Annotated in this window: 13 protein-coding genes and 1 riboswitch; of the genes, 7 read left to right on the plus strand and 6 right to left on the minus strand. The window is 56.6% G+C overall.

Annotated features, from left to right (window positions below):
* Positions 1–30 precede the first annotated feature (30 nt).
* From DXT96_RS04945 to DXT96_RS04955, 3 genes are all read left to right on the plus strand, one after another.
* Positions 31–1,752, plus strand: a complete 1,722-nt coding sequence (locus DXT96_RS04945; protein WP_149901374.1) for a type I secretion system permease/ATPase — start codon at positions 31–33, stop codon at positions 1,750–1,752.
* Positions 1,753–1,764: 12 nt separating this feature from the next.
* Complete coding sequence (locus tag DXT96_RS04950) at positions 1,765–3,846, plus strand: calcium-binding protein (protein WP_153513680.1); 2,082 nt, start codon at positions 1,765–1,767, stop codon at positions 3,844–3,846.
* Positions 3,847–3,911: 65 nt separating this feature from the next.
* On the plus strand, positions 3,912–5,174 hold the full coding sequence (locus tag DXT96_RS04955; protein ID WP_194287547.1) for an HlyD family type I secretion periplasmic adaptor subunit: 1,263 nt from the start codon (positions 3,912–3,914) through the stop codon (positions 5,172–5,174).
* 81 nt (positions 5,175–5,255) lie between these two features.
* On the opposite strand, the gene DXT96_RS04960 is transcribed toward DXT96_RS04955, so the two are convergent.
* Together DXT96_RS04960 and DXT96_RS04965 are read right to left on the minus strand one after the other, a co-directional pair.
* Positions 5,256–6,137 (minus strand): LysR family transcriptional regulator, encoded by an 882-nt coding sequence (locus DXT96_RS04960; protein WP_153513682.1) that lies wholly within the window; start codon positions 6,135–6,137, stop codon positions 5,256–5,258.
* A 2-nt stretch (positions 6,138–6,139) separates the two neighbouring features.
* Complete coding sequence (locus DXT96_RS04965; protein WP_153513683.1) at positions 6,140–6,976, minus strand: acyl-CoA thioesterase; 837 nt, start codon at positions 6,974–6,976, stop codon at positions 6,140–6,142.
* 97 nt (positions 6,977–7,073) lie between these two features.
* A riboswitch (cobalamin riboswitch) is annotated at positions 7,074–7,281 on the minus strand.
* A 354-nt stretch (positions 7,282–7,635) separates the two neighbouring features.
* Between DXT96_RS04965 and DXT96_RS04970 the strand changes: the two genes are divergently transcribed.
* The 4 genes from DXT96_RS04970 to DXT96_RS04985 all read left to right on the plus strand — a co-directional run bounded on the left by DXT96_RS04970 (position 7,636) and on the right by DXT96_RS04985 (position 11,109).
* Complete coding sequence (locus DXT96_RS04970; RefSeq protein ID WP_153513684.1) at positions 7,636–8,619, plus strand: DUF1852 domain-containing protein; 984 nt, start codon at positions 7,636–7,638, stop codon at positions 8,617–8,619.
* Positions 8,620–8,646: 27 nt separating this feature from the next.
* Positions 8,647–9,675, plus strand: coding sequence for a methionine synthase (locus DXT96_RS04975; RefSeq protein WP_153513685.1), 1,029 nt, complete (start codon positions 8,647–8,649; stop codon positions 9,673–9,675).
* A 26-nt stretch (positions 9,676–9,701) separates the two neighbouring features.
* Positions 9,702–10,202, plus strand: coding sequence for a flavin reductase (locus DXT96_RS04980; RefSeq protein ID WP_153513686.1), 501 nt, complete (start codon positions 9,702–9,704; stop codon positions 10,200–10,202).
* 226 nt (positions 10,203–10,428) lie between these two features.
* Entirely contained in the window at positions 10,429–11,109 is a 681-nt protein-coding gene (locus tag DXT96_RS04985; RefSeq protein ID WP_153513687.1) for a DUF2161 domain-containing phosphodiesterase, read from the plus strand.
* 26 nt (positions 11,110–11,135) lie between these two features.
* Here DXT96_RS04985 and ggt read toward each other — a convergent pair whose 3' ends face one another.
* From ggt to DXT96_RS05005, 4 genes are all read right to left on the minus strand, one after another.
* Positions 11,136–12,893 carry a gamma-glutamyltransferase gene (gene ggt / locus DXT96_RS04990; RefSeq protein ID WP_153513688.1) on the minus strand — a complete coding sequence of 586 codons (1,758 nt, stop codon included), beginning with the start codon at positions 12,891–12,893 and terminating at the stop codon, positions 11,136–11,138.
* Between the two features lie 254 nt (positions 12,894–13,147).
* The gene (locus DXT96_RS04995) at positions 13,148–13,351 is read right to left on the minus strand and encodes a cold-shock protein (RefSeq protein ID WP_149901364.1); all 204 of its coding nucleotides are present in this window, start codon (positions 13,349–13,351) and stop codon (positions 13,148–13,150) included.
* A gap of 173 nt (positions 13,352–13,524) precedes the next feature.
* On the minus strand, positions 13,525–14,304 hold the full coding sequence (locus tag DXT96_RS05000) for an opacity family porin (protein WP_246670538.1): 780 nt from the start codon (positions 14,302–14,304) through the stop codon (positions 13,525–13,527).
* 88 nt (positions 14,305–14,392) lie between these two features.
* On the minus strand, positions 14,393–15,841 hold the full coding sequence (locus tag DXT96_RS05005; protein ID WP_236776534.1) for an amidohydrolase family protein: 1,449 nt from the start codon (positions 15,839–15,841) through the stop codon (positions 14,393–14,395).
* Positions 15,842–16,126: the final 285 nt, after the last annotated feature.

The following is a 16,126-nucleotide window of genomic DNA, read 5'->3' on the forward strand; positions in this document are numbered from 1 at the left end:
TCGCACAGTGCAGTGATCAGGGGGCGTGTTATGAGTAAGCAATCAAACTACAAGATCAGTGGCATCGGCAGCCTTTTATGGTTTGTCTTCGGACTTTCCGGCGTCATCAACATTCTGGCGCTTACCGGCGCCATATACATGCTGCAGATTTACGACCGTGCACTGACCAGCGGCAGCGTCCCGACGCTCCTGTGGCTGTCCGCTATCGCCATCGGCCTGTATCTGTTTCAAGGTATGTTTGATATTCTGCGCTCGCAAATTCTGGTGCGCTTCTCGGCCAATATTGACCAGAAGATTTCGCCGCTGGTGCATAAGGTCGTCATCGACATGCCGCGCTTCGGTTATTCACCGGCTGAAGCAAACGAGCGCGGCAGGGATGTCGATACCGTGCGCACCTTTCTCTCCGGTGCCGGGCCGGTCGCGCTGTTCGACCTGCCCTGGATACCGATCTACCTCGTTTTCGTCTGGCTGCTTCATCCGGTTCTTGGAATGCTGACGGTTGGCGGCGCGGTCTTCCTCGCCTGCGTGACACTGGCCGCTGAACTGCTTTCCCGTCGCCATGCCAAGGAAATGACCCGCGCTGCGGTCAACCGCAATGTCGTTGCGGATAATCACATTCGCAACGGTGATGTCCTCTACTCCATGGGCATGACGGATCGTGCGCTGAAGCTTTTCGAGCGCGCCAATCGCCGTCATCTCGATACGCAGACCGCGACCTCCGATATATCAGGCACTTTTTCGGGCATTTCCAAGGTGCTTCGCATGATGTTGCAGTCAGCCATTCTCGGCGTCGGCGCCTATCTGACGATCAAGGGAGAAATGTCAGCAGGTTCGATTATTGCTTCATCCATCGTCACGGGCCGCGCACTTGCACCTGTCGATCAGGCAATCGCTCAGTGGAAAGGCGTGGTGGCTGCGCGCAGAAGCTGGGGTCGCATCAAGGATACTTTGGCTGCTCTGGACAACCCGGACACACGTTTCGATCTTCCGGCCCCTTCCCAGGAGCTTTCGCTTGAAAATATTACGACGGTTGCGCCGCTTTCCGGCACGGTGCTCTTGAGTGATATCAGCCTGAACCTCAAGGCCGGGCAGGCGCTTGCTCTGATCGGCCCAAGTGGCGGCGGAAAGACCACGCTGGTTCGCTCCATTCTCGGCATCTGGCCAGTTCTTCGCGGTGCTGTCCGCATTGATGGCGCAGATCTCAAGCAATGGCCCACGGAGTTCTTCACCTCCAATATCGGTTATCTTCCGCAGGAAGTATCGCTGATGGACGGATCGATTGCGGAAAACATTTCCCGCTTCGACCCGGATGCGGATTCCCGCAAGATATTTCACGCCGCCCGGGCTGCCGGCGTCCATGACATGATCGTGCGCATGCCGGGCGGTTATCAGACGCAGATCGGCCCCAGCGGCCAGGCTCTTTCTGCCGGACAACGTCAGCGCATCGCACTGGCGCGCGCGCTTTACGGCGACCCCTTTATCGTCGTTCTGGACGAGCCGAATTCCAATCTTGATGCCGAGGGGGAAGAAGCCCTGGCGCGTGCAATCGTCAAGGTTCGGGAGCGCAGGGGTATCGTCATCATGGTCGCACACCGTCCAAGCGCCTTGCAGCCGGTGGATATGGTTGGCGTCGTGCAGGGTGGCAAGCTGGTTTCTTTTGGTCCGAAGGACGAACTCATCAAGACATCGGCGAACACCCAGATCATTCCGCAGCGGGCTGTTGTTGCCGAACGGCAATACGCGGCCGAGTGAGGGAGGCATATCATGGCGATCGACATCAAGGACAGCCAGGACGAACTTTCCGCTCTGAACCGGGAAGCCGCCCTTGAGCAGCACGCTCCGGGGCGTCGGTTTGAAAGCCCGGACCGTCAGGAACGTACTCTGCGTTCCCACATGTTGATTTCGACGATCGGTATCGGTCTTGCCGCTTATCTCGGCCGTGTTCAAGATGTATATGCGCCATCTCCAAATGATGCGGTGGGGGAGGGTGCTCGGGGGTCGGGGATGTTGGATGCCGGCGCTCCTTCACCCGGCTCGGATCCGGTCGCGCTTGCACAGCAGCTTGCATCTTTCTGGACAGAGTATCTGCAGAGCTATCTGGATGAAACCGACGGTTTGCGGCGATATGTGCGATACAATGGCCTATCTGTAGATTTCGGCAGGATTAGTTACGGGTCTGAGTTTGGTCTTTCACGGGTGGCGGCGCTTGATCTTGATAACAACATGTTCAAGTTTTACCCGGACGCTGGTGCAAATGCTTTCCTGAGCATTCGCTTTGCGTTGCCAGGCAATCATTCGACGCCAACGCCCGTCACTAATCCCGGAAATGCTTCAGCACAGGCAGGAGCGGGGAATAGTGGCTCCGGACAGGGAGGGGCGGGGAATAGTGGCGGTAATGGCTCCGGCAATGGCAATTCCGAAAACCGGGTTCCTGTCGCCACAGGTGTGATTTATCTCGGAAGCGGTTTCGTCAACCTGTCGATGTTGTTGGCCTGGGCAGATCTGGCGCGCGCAGCAATGGACCCGGACGGCGACAGGCTTTCGATCTCCAACATACATTCTTCCTCGGGAACTGTAAGCGCTCATGGCGCAGATGTCTGGCTGTTTACGCCATCCCGCGACATGAACGGTATCGTTTCCTTCACATATACTTTGAGTGATGGGCAAAGCAGTGTGACGGGACGAGCCTGGCTTGATCTGCGGCTCCATCCGCAAAAGGAGATCGTCGGCACGGATGGCGATGACACGCTGCTCGGCACCCCAAAGGACGACATCATCAAGGCGCTGGATGGCGACGATGTAGTCTACGGGCGCGAGGGCCACGACCTCATCGATGGCGGTGCTGGCAATGATATCTTGATTGGTGGTGATGGAAACGATGTCATTTATGGCGGCAAGGGACATGACCGGATATTGGGCGGACGCGGTAATGACGTGCTGTTCGGTGATGAAGGCAACGACTTCATCTACGGCGAAGAAGGCAACGACATTGCCTATGGCGGCACTGGTCATGATGTCATCTCGGGCGGTGCCGGTAATGATCGCCTGTTTGGTGAAGCTGGGAACGATGTAATTTCCGGAGATGCCGGAGATGATATTCTCGACGGAGGGGATGGCAACGATCGGCTGATTGGCGGTGAAGGTAACGATGTCGTTCTCGGTGGTGAGGGCGATGACCTCTTTATCGCCGGTGTGCTTGCCGTGCTGGAGCAGGAACTTGAAAATGACGCTTCCTGTCTGGTGACAGTGCCGTTGCCTGATGGAAACGACGTGTTCGATGGTGGCAGTGGCTGCGATACATACGATGCAAGTGCCACCCAGGCAGGGGTCGATATCGATCTGCAGGCTGGCACAGCCCATGGTGTCGAGATTGGCACCGACCGGCTTATCAGTGTGGAAAACGCGATTGGCGGTTCGGGTAACGACCGCATAACGGCGAGCGATACGGTCAATGTGATGATCGGTGGGCAGGGCAACGATATTTTCGTTTTTGCCACAACCTCCAGCCTTCGCAACGGTGGTAGCGGACGCGATGAAATCCGGGATTTCGAAATCGGTGACAAGATCGATTTTTCAAAGCTGAGTGCGGATCTCGGTGCACTTTATTTCGGATCTGACGATCTTGGCATGGCCGATCCGAACGGCCACGACCATCGCACACTCATCAAGCTCTACAAGGAACTCACCGATGACGGTGAGAACCGTCAGGTGGTGCAGATTTATTCCGATCTGGATGCCGACGACAAATACGAGCTCGTCGTCATAAGCCAGCAAGAATTGAATTCGGGCGACTTCATCCTAACGGTGACGGTTGCCCATGCCGATAATGGCTCAATCACCGTTTAGTAAAGCGTTCGGGTGGAGGAAGTGTCATGACAGGTTCAAATAGGGCGGAGCCAAAAAACATCAACGTGGCAGGAAACGGCATTCGTTTGCGCGTGATCACCACCGCGCTGTTAGCGACCTGCCTTGTGGCAGGTGTCGGCGGTTGGGCGGCACAGGCCAAACTTGCCGGAGCGGTGATCTCACAAGGCGAGGTCGCCATTTCCGGCGAAATCAAACAGGTACAGCATGTCGACGGCGGAACCGTCGTGGAAATTCCGGTGAAATCCGGCGATCTCGTGCGTAAGGGCGATGTGGTCCTGAGGTTGGATGACACGCAGGCCCGTGTGGAGCTCGATATCATACAAAGCCAGATCGGCCAGCTTTCGGCCATGCGGGCGCGGCTTGTTGCCGAAAGGGACAATGCGGCGGAGCTGCTTTTCGACATGCCGGTCATGCCGCAGCTGGAACGGGAAGAGCTAAAACTTTTCCGGGAAAATCAGCACTTGCGTGAAAATCAAAAGCAGCAATTACGGTTGCAGGCCAATCAGCTTCAAAACCAGGTGGATGGTCTGGAGCAACAGCGTAAGGCCAGCATTTCAGAAGAGGATCTGGTTCGAGACGAGGTTTCACTACAACAGCAACTGGTGGAGAAGGGGCTGGTCCGCACAGCCGACCTGCGCGACCTGAAACGGCAAATGGTTCGTCTTCAGGGAACGATAGGCGATGTGACCGCCAAGATCGCAGAAGCCAGAGGTCAGATCAGTGAACTGGATATCAAGTTGACGTCTATAGACCAAAGCAGCCGCTCCGAAGCGCAGAAAGAAATTGTGCGAATTGATACCCAGATTGCTGAACTCAACCAGCGGGCCATCGCGGTGTCCCACCGGCTCGACCGCACCACCGTGCGTGCGCCTGAATCCGGTTATATCTATGATCTTCAGGCCCACACCGTTGGTGGTGTCATCGGCTCCGGCGCAGCCATCATGTCGCTTGTCCCGAAAGCAGGAGATTTGCGCGTCGATGTAAAAATTGCCCCGACCGATATCGACCGTATCAATGTTCACCAGCCTGCGCGTATGCGCTTCATTGCCTTCAACCAGCAGACGACGCCTGAGGTGAAAGGCAAGGTCGATATCGTCTCTGCCGCTACCTCGGTAGACAAGGCGACCGGGTTGCCATTCTATAAAACGACGCTTTCCTTCTCACCCGATGCACTGGGGACATTAGCCGCCAAGCTGCAGCCGGGAATGCCGGTTGAGGTCTATATCGAGACCGACGAGCGAACCGTGATCTCCTACCTCAGCAAGCCGCTGACCGACCAGATCATGAGGGCCTTCCGGGAAGAGTGAAGCGTTAGGGGGCCACATCGAGCCGGAATATCGGCCGAGGGTAAGAGTCATGTAGCGGCAATTACCTCCGGATCCTGACGCTCATCTTTGGTGCGATGTCTCAACAAACCCGGCGATGAAATCCACATCGTCGTCGCCATCTCTTAATCCGAGATGGATGCTTTTCTGTACGCCGTCCGGACCAATGCGGACGGGGCGGACACCGAGCGCTGCCGCTTCCCGACGTACAAGCCAGTCGGGAATGGCGCTGACCCCGCGGCCCGCCGCGACGAGTTGAAGCATCATTTCAGTCGTCTCGACATTCCGGTGATGACGCGGCCGACAGTTGGCGGGCACCAGAAACTGGATAAATATGTCCAGCCGCTCCGGCGGTACCGGATAGGTGAATAGTGTCTCATTCAGTAGGTCCACAGGTTCTGCATGGCGTTTTTGCGCCAGTGGATGATCAGCCGGCACGGCAAGTACCAACTCGTAGTCGAATACCGGCAAATAATGGATGCCAGGCGTCTCGATCGGGTCCGGCGTGATAAGGATGTCGATTTCATATCCTGTGAGGGCCGCCACGCCGCCGAAAGCGAATGATGTCTTCAGTTCCAGGCCCACATCCGGCCATTCCATGAGATATGGCTTTGTGACGCCCATAAGCCACTGATGGCAAGGATGGCATTCCATGCCGATCTTAAGCGAGCCTCGCTGGCCGTGGCGATAATCCGACAGGACATTTTCAGCCCTTTCGATCTGGGGCAGAACGCGCTGCGCCAGCGTTACGATATAGCGACCGGCCTCGGTGAGGCGGAGGTTACGACCGTCTTTCTCCCACATCGCCACGCCATAGCGCTCCTCGAGCTTGCGGATCGTGTGGCTGAGAGCGGACTGGGAGACATTCAGCCGCTCCGCCGCTGCCGTCAGGCTGCCCAGGCGGTCGACTTCCCGCAGGATCGATAGATGTTGCCTGTCCAGCATGGTTATGCCCGCCCATGGTGACGAGGAGTAACGTCTGTAGAGGCGCTATCGCGGGCAGGAACCGGCCGGTGGTCTGTGTCGACTGCGACCATGGCGAAATGTCCGGTGGCCGTAATATGCCTCTCGCCAGTCAGCAGGTTTTCGGACCAGAGTTTCGTCTCGATGGCCATGGAACTGCGGCCAACGCGCTCGACGCGTGCCTCCGCCTCGACGATCTCACCGATCTCGACGGCCCTTGCGAAGTCGATGCGCTCGGATGAGGCCAGCACCACCAGCTTGCCGGAGTAACGCGACGCTGCAACGAATGCGGCTTTGGTCATGTAGGCGATCGCTTCGCCCCCGAACATCCGTCCGACGCTGTTGGCCTGATCCGGAAACACGATCTCGACCATGGCGACGATATCCGTGAGGCCCGGCGCTTCCAAGGGAACGAGTGCGGGCAAAGCATAGCTCGCGGCGTTCTCGCCCTCCAGAATGGCGACCATATGGAAGGTGCCTCGCGTACAGGTGTGCCGCTGACGGCCGACGATGGTCTCCGCCACCATCTCGACGTCGACCGTCAGGGAACGTCGACCGGCTTTGACCGGTCTGGCCGTGAATTCGACGATGTGCCCGATGCGTGCCGGCTGCCTGAAATCGATGCGCTCGCAAGAGGCGGTCACGAACGGCACCCGCCCGAACCGGGTCGCCGCGATGAAGGCAACGCGATCCATCAAAGCAAGTCCGGTTCCCCCAAAGAGGGTGCCGTGATGTTTGGTATCTCCGGGAAAAACGATATCAATGAGACTGGTTATCGAGCCGTGCTGAGCAGGCTTTTCCATCGTCGCGGTTTCTGTCATCGGCCCTGCCATCAGGTTGCGGCAGGGTAGTGGCATGACGCAGAGACGATGGCACGGGAATGCGATCGCGAAAGCGGCACTCCGGGACACCCCGCCCGTGGACGTTATCTATCGCGGCAGGTCTCCTGGCTTACGGGTCGTCGCTCTGGTCCGTCTTCCCGAGGCTTGCCTCAGTGACATGGATGGACTTTCGCTCGCCGCTTACAGTTGCGGGGGCAGCTTCGGCTTTAAGGCAGTAAAGCCCCGACCGAATTCCCTCTTAGCTCCGGACTTTCGCCCGCAGAACCACGATGACGAACCAATGTCGTATGTCGTTGAAGGGGTCAAGGCATTCGTCATCGGTTTTGGGGAGGTGACGGTTATCGCGTCGACCGAGATATGGAACATTCGGCCCATCACCATGAGGTTCGGAGGACAAAGGCCTCCCAAATTCTCTGGCGGATCGCCTCTCATACCCAAATCATGAGCAGGGCTCATACTTCCGTGAGATAATACCATTTTTATTCAATCGGCCTGTCAGGCACAAAACGCGCACCGCTCTCGGGTCGGGACAGTTTAAAAATTGTCCACTGAGACAATGGAAAATAACATCCGGTGCGTCCTGAAATTTACGTCAATAACGTCAGGATGTATCTCGGGATTTTGGGCGTCCTATCGCGATGATTAAGACTTTCGGTTTCAATATAAAGAGTATTTCTTTTGATGAGGATTATCGCCCGTCAGAAAATACGCGTGTCACGACGAATTTTGCCAACTTGGCCAGGGGCGAGAACCGCCAGGAAAACCTCCGCAACGCCCTGAAGATGATTGACAATCGCTTCAACGCGCTGGCGCATTGGGATAATCCGAAAGGCGATCGCTACTGCGTCGAACTTGAGATAATTTCAGTTGAGATGCGAGTTGGTGCTGAAGGCAATGATGATGCCTTTCCCCTGATTGAAATCCTGAAAACGAATATTGTTGATCAAAAGACGGGCAAGCGCATCGAAGGCATCGTTGGAAATAACTTTTCCTCTTACGTCCGGGATTATGACTTCAGCGTCGTGCTGCCGGCTTACAATAAGGATCGCCCGTCATTCGGCATGCCAGAGGATTTTGGCGACCTGCATGGAAACCTGTTCAAATGTTTCCTGAACTCACAGGCTTACAGAGAGCATTTTCAAAAGACGCCAGTCATTTGCCTGAGTGCCTCAAGCAGCAAAACATATCATCGGACGGGAAATCAGCATCCCGTATTGGGTGTCGAATACCAGCAGAACGAATTGTCTTCGACCGACCATTACTTCCAAAAAATGGGTTTGCAGGTGCGCTTTTTCATGCCGCCGAACAGCGTCGCGCCTTTTGCCTTTTATTTTCTCGGCGATTTGCTCGACGATTATACCAATCTGGAGCTCATCAGCACCATCAGCACGATGGAAACTTTTCAGAAGATCTACCGGCCCGAGATTTACAACGCCAATTCCGCAGCAGGGGCCTGTTATCAGCCCAATCTGAAACATCAGGATTATTCGCTTACCCGGATTGTCTATGACCGTGAAGAGCGCAGCCGGCTGGCTGTAGAGCAGGGAAGGTTTGCTGAGGAGCACTTTATCAAACCTTACAGGACCGTTCTCGAGCGGTGGTCTGCCAATCACGCCCTTTGACAACCAAAACACAAAAGGTCGCACATCATGAAAAGACTGTTGCCCACGTCAACCGCCGGCAGCTTGCCGAAACCCTCGTGGCTTGCGCAGCCTGAGAAACTCTGGTCGCCCTGGAAATTGCAGGATGAGGAACTGACCGAGGGCAAGCAGGATGCCCTGCGCTTGTCCCTGGATGATCAGCAACAGGCAGGCATCGATATCGTCAGCGATGGCGAGCAAACACGCCAGCATTTCGTAACGACCTTTATCGAGCACCTTGGCGGCGTTGATTTTGAAAAACGCGAGACCGTCAGAATTCGGGATCGTTATGATGCAAGTGTCCCGACAGTCGTCGGCGCCGTGTCTCGCCAAAAACCTGTTTTTGTGGACGACGCCAAGTTCCTCCGTCAGCAGACCAAACAGCCAATCAAATGGGCTTTGCCTGGTCCTATGACCATGATCGATACGCTCTTTGACGGCCATTATAAGAGCCGTGAGAAACTGGCCTGGGAATTCGCCAAGATCCTCAATGAAGAAGCGAGGGAACTGGAAGCTGCCGGGATCGACATCATCCAGTTCGACGAGCCGGCATTTAATGTCTTCTTTGACGAGGTGAATGACTGGGGCGTCGCTACCTTGGAAAAGGCAATCGAAGGTCTCAAGTGCGAAACTGCCGTCCATATCTGCTACGGCTACGGCATCAAGGCCAATACAGACTGGAAAAAGACCCTGGGGGCGGAGTGGCGGCAATATGAGGAATCTTTCCCCAAACTGCAAAAATCAGGCATCAGTCTGATCTCGCTGGAATGCCACAACTCTCATGTCCCGATCGATCTCATTGAACTCCTTCGAGGCAAAAAGGTTATGGTGGGGGCCATCGACGTGGCGTCCAATACCATCGAGACCCCGGAAGAAGTCGCCAATACGCTGCGAAAAGCCCTTCAGTTTGTCGATGCTGACAAGCTCTATCCCTGCACCAATTGCGGCATGGCGCCCCTGTCTCGCCAAGTGGCGCGCGGCAAGCTGAACGCTTTGGGCGCTGGCGCGGAAATTATCCGAAAAGAACTGTCGGCCTAGCGTTGGCTCAGCAACAGGAGGCCGACATGAACATGGTGAACCACCGCTTCGACATTGTGGATAAACCCACGTTTCGAAATGGCATGTCGCGCCTCGGCTCTGCGGTTAACGTCGTCACCACCATATACGGCGGCAAGCGCTACGGCTTTACCGCCTCGGCGGTTTGCAGTGTGAGTGATACGCCACCAACACTTCTCGTCTGCATCAATCGCGCCAGCTCGTGTTTTCACGCCTTTAAGAACACGCGCCATTTCTGCGTCAACACGTTGATGCCAGGTCAGGAGGACATATCAGACCGCTTAGGTGGAAAGACGCCGACGGAAGATCGATTTGCGCTTGGCGACTGGAGGGAAGGGCTCACCGGTGCACCAATCCTTGCCAACGCGTCGGTTAGCTTCGAATGCGAGCTCACCAATGCCGTTGACGAGGCCACTCATCGTATTCTCTTTGGGCGCGTGATCGACATTCATGAGAATGAAGAACGGGCAACGCTGCTCTATTGCATGCGCCGCTATCTCACCGGCTAGGTAATCAAGGTGGCCTTCCTCCAACGATGGGCAAAGGACAGATCAGGTGACTCTGGGCCGGCATTTTCCCCGAATTTCGATCAAGGAACGGGGAAACAGGGCACCCTTTTCCTCCTCCCTGGATATTCAGCGCCGATAACTTGAACAGCACCGGCGGCAAAATGCTTGTCCGGCGCAGGCGGATCGATGTATTCAGGGCTGGATTTTCACTTGAACCTGCAGGCACATGGAAACTTCGCTTTATCTGCCCGTTAAAGGCTTTCTTGAAACGGCGGGTTACACTGTCAAAGGCGAAGTTGGCGGTTGCGATCTCGTCGGCCTGAGCGACAATGATCCGCCTGTGGTCGTGATCTGCGAGCTAAAACTGAGCTTCAATCTGGAACTTATTTTGCAGGCTGTCGATCGCGCCGCTATCGCAGAAGAAGTCTGGATCGCGGCGCGCATCTCAGCCAAGGGCAAAGGCCGCGAGGCTGACAAACGCTACCGGGATCTCTGTCGCAGGCTCGGGATCGGCATGCTTGGCATTTCCGATGCCGGCGACGTCAGCATTATCGTCAATTCCATATCACCGATGCCGCGAACCAATCCGAAACGGCGCTCTCGGCTCATGCGTGAACACCAGAGGCGACGCGGCGATCCGGCAGTAGGCGGGAGCACGCGCGCGCCGATCATGACCGCATATCGTCAACAGGCGCTCGGCTGCGCATTGGTGCTGGCGTCAGGACCGATGCGCGTGCGCCATATCAAATCCAGCGTACCCGATGCCGGGAAGATTTTGCTTGCGAATGTCTATGGCTGGTTTGAACGTCTCGACAGGGGAGTTTATGGACTGACCCAGACCGGTCACGAAGCACTGCAGCGATGGCCGCAGCAAGATTTGCCAGCAACAATCACCGTGTCAGGCTGATTTTTATTCAATGGTGCGGGAACGTATCAGTCCCCTACAACCACTCCCTCGCGTCGTGGATCGGCGCTGCCGGCCAAACCTTGGGCAGTCATCTCGATGGCATGCAAACCGGAGTTCATCTCACCCGGTTTTACCTCGTAACCCAGTGCCTTGAGCGGCCCGATCAGATCTTCCGCGCTGGTGCCGGCCTCGATGTCGTAGGTGCCGAAGCGGTTAATGAGATGCGGCTGGGCGACGATCGCTTCCACCGGCATGCCCCAGTCGATATAGGCGATCAGCGCCTGGGCCACATAGCCGATGATCTGGCTGCCGCCGGGCGAACCAATGGCAAGCAGCGGCTTGCCATCCTTCATGACAATGGCCGGGGCCATGGAGGAGCGCGGCCGTTTGCCGGGCTCGACGCGGTTGGCGATCGGTAGTCCGCCATCATGGGTCTTGAAGGAAAAGTCCGTCAACTCGTTATTGAGCAGGAAGCCGTTCGTCATCAGACGCGAGCCGAAGCCGTTTTCGATCGTCGTCGTCATCGAGACCACGTTGCCCTCTTTGTCGACAATGACAAAATGGCTTGTGGAGGGCAACTCGAGCGCGGCATCCCGGCCGAAAAGGAGCGCGTGGTCCCATTCCGGATCGCCGGCCTTGACGACATCATTGGTCAACGCCCTGTCACCGTCGAGCAGTTTCGCCCTTTCGCTGAGATAGGTCTTGTCCAACAGGCCCTTGATCGGTAGCGGCATGAAATCGGTGTCGGCAACGTAACGCTCCCGGTCGGCGAAGGCGAGGCGCTGCGCGTCGCCGATGATGCGCCAACTGTCGACATTTTTCGGTCCCAGGGCCTTGAGGTCGAAATTCTCCGCCATGCCGAGCATCTGGCCGATGGCGATGCCGCCCGACGATGGCGGCCCCATGCCGCAAACGTCAAGAGCACGATAGAGGAAGCACACCGGCTCGCGCTCGATGACGCGATAGCTGGAAAGATCGGCCAGCGACAGCACGCCGGGATTGCCGGCCGCCCCGCGCACGGTCTCGACGATCGCCTCGGCGATTATCCCCTTGTAAAAGGCATCGGCGCCGCCTTTGGCGATTGCAGCAAGCGTCTCAGCATAGGCCGGGTTCTTCAACAGGGCACCTGTTTGCAGGGCGGCCCCGGAGGTGTCAAAGAAATAGGACCGGGCCTGCGGATATTTCTTCAGCCGGTCGCCCTCGGACGCGATCAGCGAGGCAAGGCGCGGTGATACCTGAAAGCCTTCGGTCGCCGCCATTTGCGCCGGCTTCAGCAGGCTTGCCCAGTCCGCCTTTCCATAGCGTTTGTGGGCTTCTTCCAGCAGGCGCACCGTTCCCGGTGTGCCCACGGAGCGACCGCCGACTACTGCGTCCATGAATTTTAGCGGCTGCCCGTTACCATCCAGGAAGAGCTTTGGCGTGGCTTCCATCGGTGCCGTCTCACGGCCGTCCAACGTTGTCAGCTTGCCGCTTTTCGCATTGTAGTAGACGAGGAAGGCGCCGCCGCCGAGACCAGAACTCTGCGGTTCAACGAGGCCAAGCGCGGCCTGCACCGCCACCATAGCATCTATGGCGTTGCCGCCCGCTGCGATCACGTCGCGCCCCGTCTCGGCCGCGAGCGGATTGGCCGCCGCCACCATGAAGCTCCGTGACTCGACACGTTTGGCGACCGCAACATCGGTCGCTCTCTCGGGTGCAACCGTGTCAGATGCCTGCTGGGCGGAGGCAATCGCGGTGGAAAGCACTAAGGCGAGAAAAGCCTCACCGAGAAATCTCGTTTTCATTAGCCTGATCCTCCAGAACGACACACCGTTAATCTGAGAAGGGCATCCCACTGAGCCAGCAGGCAGGTCGACCCCCAACCTTTTCAGGGGGAGGGGAAGCGTCACAGTCTCGGGCCATAAACCGTTTGATGTCTTGGGTCTGCCGTGGTGAAAATGGCGGGCCGCTGGTTCACTGCCCCCCAAGACCCACAGGTGCAGGATTTTCAGTCCAGGTCAGTTTTGGCCCCGACAAGTCGCCGGGGCCGTTCGCGCTATCAGAGAACGGTAACATTCTCTGCTTTTGACTTCCCAGTCTTGCGGTCTTGTCCGACATCGTAGCTGACTTTTTGCCCGTCGGTCAGAGCGCCACCGAAGCCTACAGCGGAGATATGAACGAACACGTCCGGCCCGCCGTTGTCCGGAGTGATGAAGCCAAAGCCCTTGTCCTGCGCGAAAAATTTTACTGTACCAGTTGCCATAATGTCCTCGTTTGTTGGATGCGACCGTATCCCATTACCGATCGTTGCAGGGAACTTCAAGGTTGTCCAGACTATGCGATCCTGATCAAGCTCGTCAGGATCGCGGGTTCGAGTCCGCTGAAGGGCGAAACGACGAGGATAGCCGCCTAAGGGTTACTCTCAGTGAAAGCCGATCAGAACCGCCAAGTCATCCCAAGGACAGGCCCACTCAACATCGTGTCGTAGACATGACCATCACGATCATAATCGACTTTCAACGCCTTGTAGCCGGCAGACACCGAGAGGTTATCCGTCACCAGATAGTTGGCCGTTGCAAGTACCGACCAGGTGATGTCAGATCCTGCTCCAAAGCCACCGACATCGGCCTGGGCCTGAACGGACAGTTTCTCAGTTAGTAGAAGGAACGCTCGCAGGCCCACCACCGGGTCGACCCATCCAAACTTCTCATCATGAGCGGCCGTGCGGCTTCCGATGGCGAAATGACTTGCGGTGACCGTGACATCATTCGAAATATGCCAGAAACGTGCTCCAGCAAGAGCGTCCAGCGTAAATTGCGACGTGTCGACAACCCGGTATCCACCCTGCAACGTTGCCATGAACTGTCTTGTGTCAACTTTTCCGTCAATTGTAGCTCTAGGCGGTATCGTGACACCCAGCCCGGGAATCTGAAACGCGGAGAGCGGCCCGGTGGCATGACTATCAGTGGTGTCGACATACATGATGTCGCCTGAGAGGACGAAACGGTCGTAACGCCCCCACAGATTTACAAATCCGCCGAAGTTGAGATCGTCCATCACATCGGAGAAAGATTTGTCCAAATCTATCGTCGGACCGCGCCTAAAAGGCGACAGGCTGCCGTCAAGACCTGCCGCCCAAAGGTAAGGCGTTACCTGAAACGCCCAGCCCGGGTGAGAGGTCGCTTCCGAAACTGGTTCCGATGGTAGGTCGCGCATTGTGTCAGCGGCATGTGCAACGGGCATCCCGCATAGAGACAACGCAATAAAAAGAGAAAATCGTTTCAATTTTTTTCCTTGCTCGGGCTTAGATCGTGTTTTTATGGATCCGACCATCCTTGATGATGAGTTTCATCGTGCGATCGGGATCAGCGATTAACGAGATGTCTTCAAGCGGATTGCCATCGATCAGCAGAAGGTCCGCATAAGCACCGGCTTCAATGCGCCCGAGCTTTGCCGGGTAGGGGTTGCGCGGTCCCGAGAGACCTGCAAGCTCTGCGTTTCCACTTGTCAGCATGCGTAGCACCTCGGCATTGTCATACCAGCGAGCGAATTTGGCGAGTTGCCGACCTTGTGTCGCGGTTCCCTTTGGATTGAACAGGATGTCGGTGCCGAGCGCCATTTTCACCCCGCACTTGCGTCCGAGTTCCACCGCGCGGGCTGTGCCCTCGGCAATACTTTTCTGCTGCGCCCGCTGTTCAGGCAAAGGATAGGTATTCGCGTCTTCATCGGCGAGAAAAGGTTGGATGCTCCACCAGGCGCCAGCGTCAGCCATAAGCCTGACCGTTTTATCGTCGGCGAGCTGGCCATGCTCAATCGATTTGACGCCGCAGGAAATCGCTCTTTGTATCGCTGCCGACGTGTAAGCGTGGATACATACGTATGTTCCCCAATCTGCCGCAGCAGATACCGCAGCTTTCATTTCTGCCTCTGAATATTGGAGAGCATCGACCGGATCGTAACTCGAGGCAACACCACCACCGCCCATGATCTTGATCTGGCTCGCACCAAGCATCAATTGCTCGCGCACGCGGCGAAGAACTTCCGCTTCTCCATCGGCTATTGCCGAGATCCCGGCCTGCTCTGCAACGCTAAGAGTGTTTTGTGATGTACGCGGCAGATCGGTGCGCATACGAAAATCGCCATGCCCTGATGTCTGCGAAATCATCGCGCCGGAAGGGTATATTCTCGGCCCTGCGATGCGCCCCTCATCTATGGCCCGCTTGAGCGCAAAAGAGGGTCCGCCGACATCTCTGACGGTTGTAAAGCCGCGCAATACCGTCCGTTCGGCTTCCTGGGCGGCAACCAGATGGACGTAGGGAATATCAGCAGTCATCGCTGTCATTTGCGAAATGCCTGCAAGGATCGAGTGCCAATGCGCATCTATCATGCCCGGCATCAGGGTCCGCCCACCACACTCAATAACGTCTGCATCGGTAACGTCGTCGGCCGATGCTACAAGGGCTTTAATGAATTTGCCGTCGATGAGAACACTTCGGCCTGTGATCAGCCTGGAGTTTATCCCATCGAAAACACTGACGTTCCGGAGCAAAGTCGGCTTTTCAGCTTTTTGTCCGAATGCGGGGCTCGCTATACCAAGCGCAGGGACGGCGAGCGTTGCCGCGATGCCCTTTAGAACCGAGCGGCGCGACATTTCTTTGCCGATCCTTGAAAAAAGTTGCTGTGCATCGGGACTATGACACGCGCAACCCGCAGCATGATTGAGATGCTGGTATTGACGACCGAGGCTAAACAATCCGCATACTCCTCGTTTCACGCAAGGATTGTACTAGGCGGCAGGCAAAATTCGCGCAACCCCTAATATTGTGTCGATGCAAACATACAATCGGAAGATAAGGCTATCCTTTCCATAATGAACCGCTCCGGCTTCTGAAGGAGAGACCGATCATGAGCGCGACAAAGAACAAGCTTTCACCTGAAGTTAGCGAACGTGTGATCCGTATGGTGCTGGATCACGAGGCGTCATCGCCACCTCGACAACCCAGTCGAGTGATGATTAGAATGAAACCGCTGGGAGGGT

Source organism: Agrobacterium sp. ICMP 6402 (assembly GCF_009498615.1).
In the GTDB taxonomy this organism is placed as follows: domain Bacteria; phylum Pseudomonadota; class Alphaproteobacteria; order Rhizobiales; family Rhizobiaceae; genus Agrobacterium; species Agrobacterium burrii.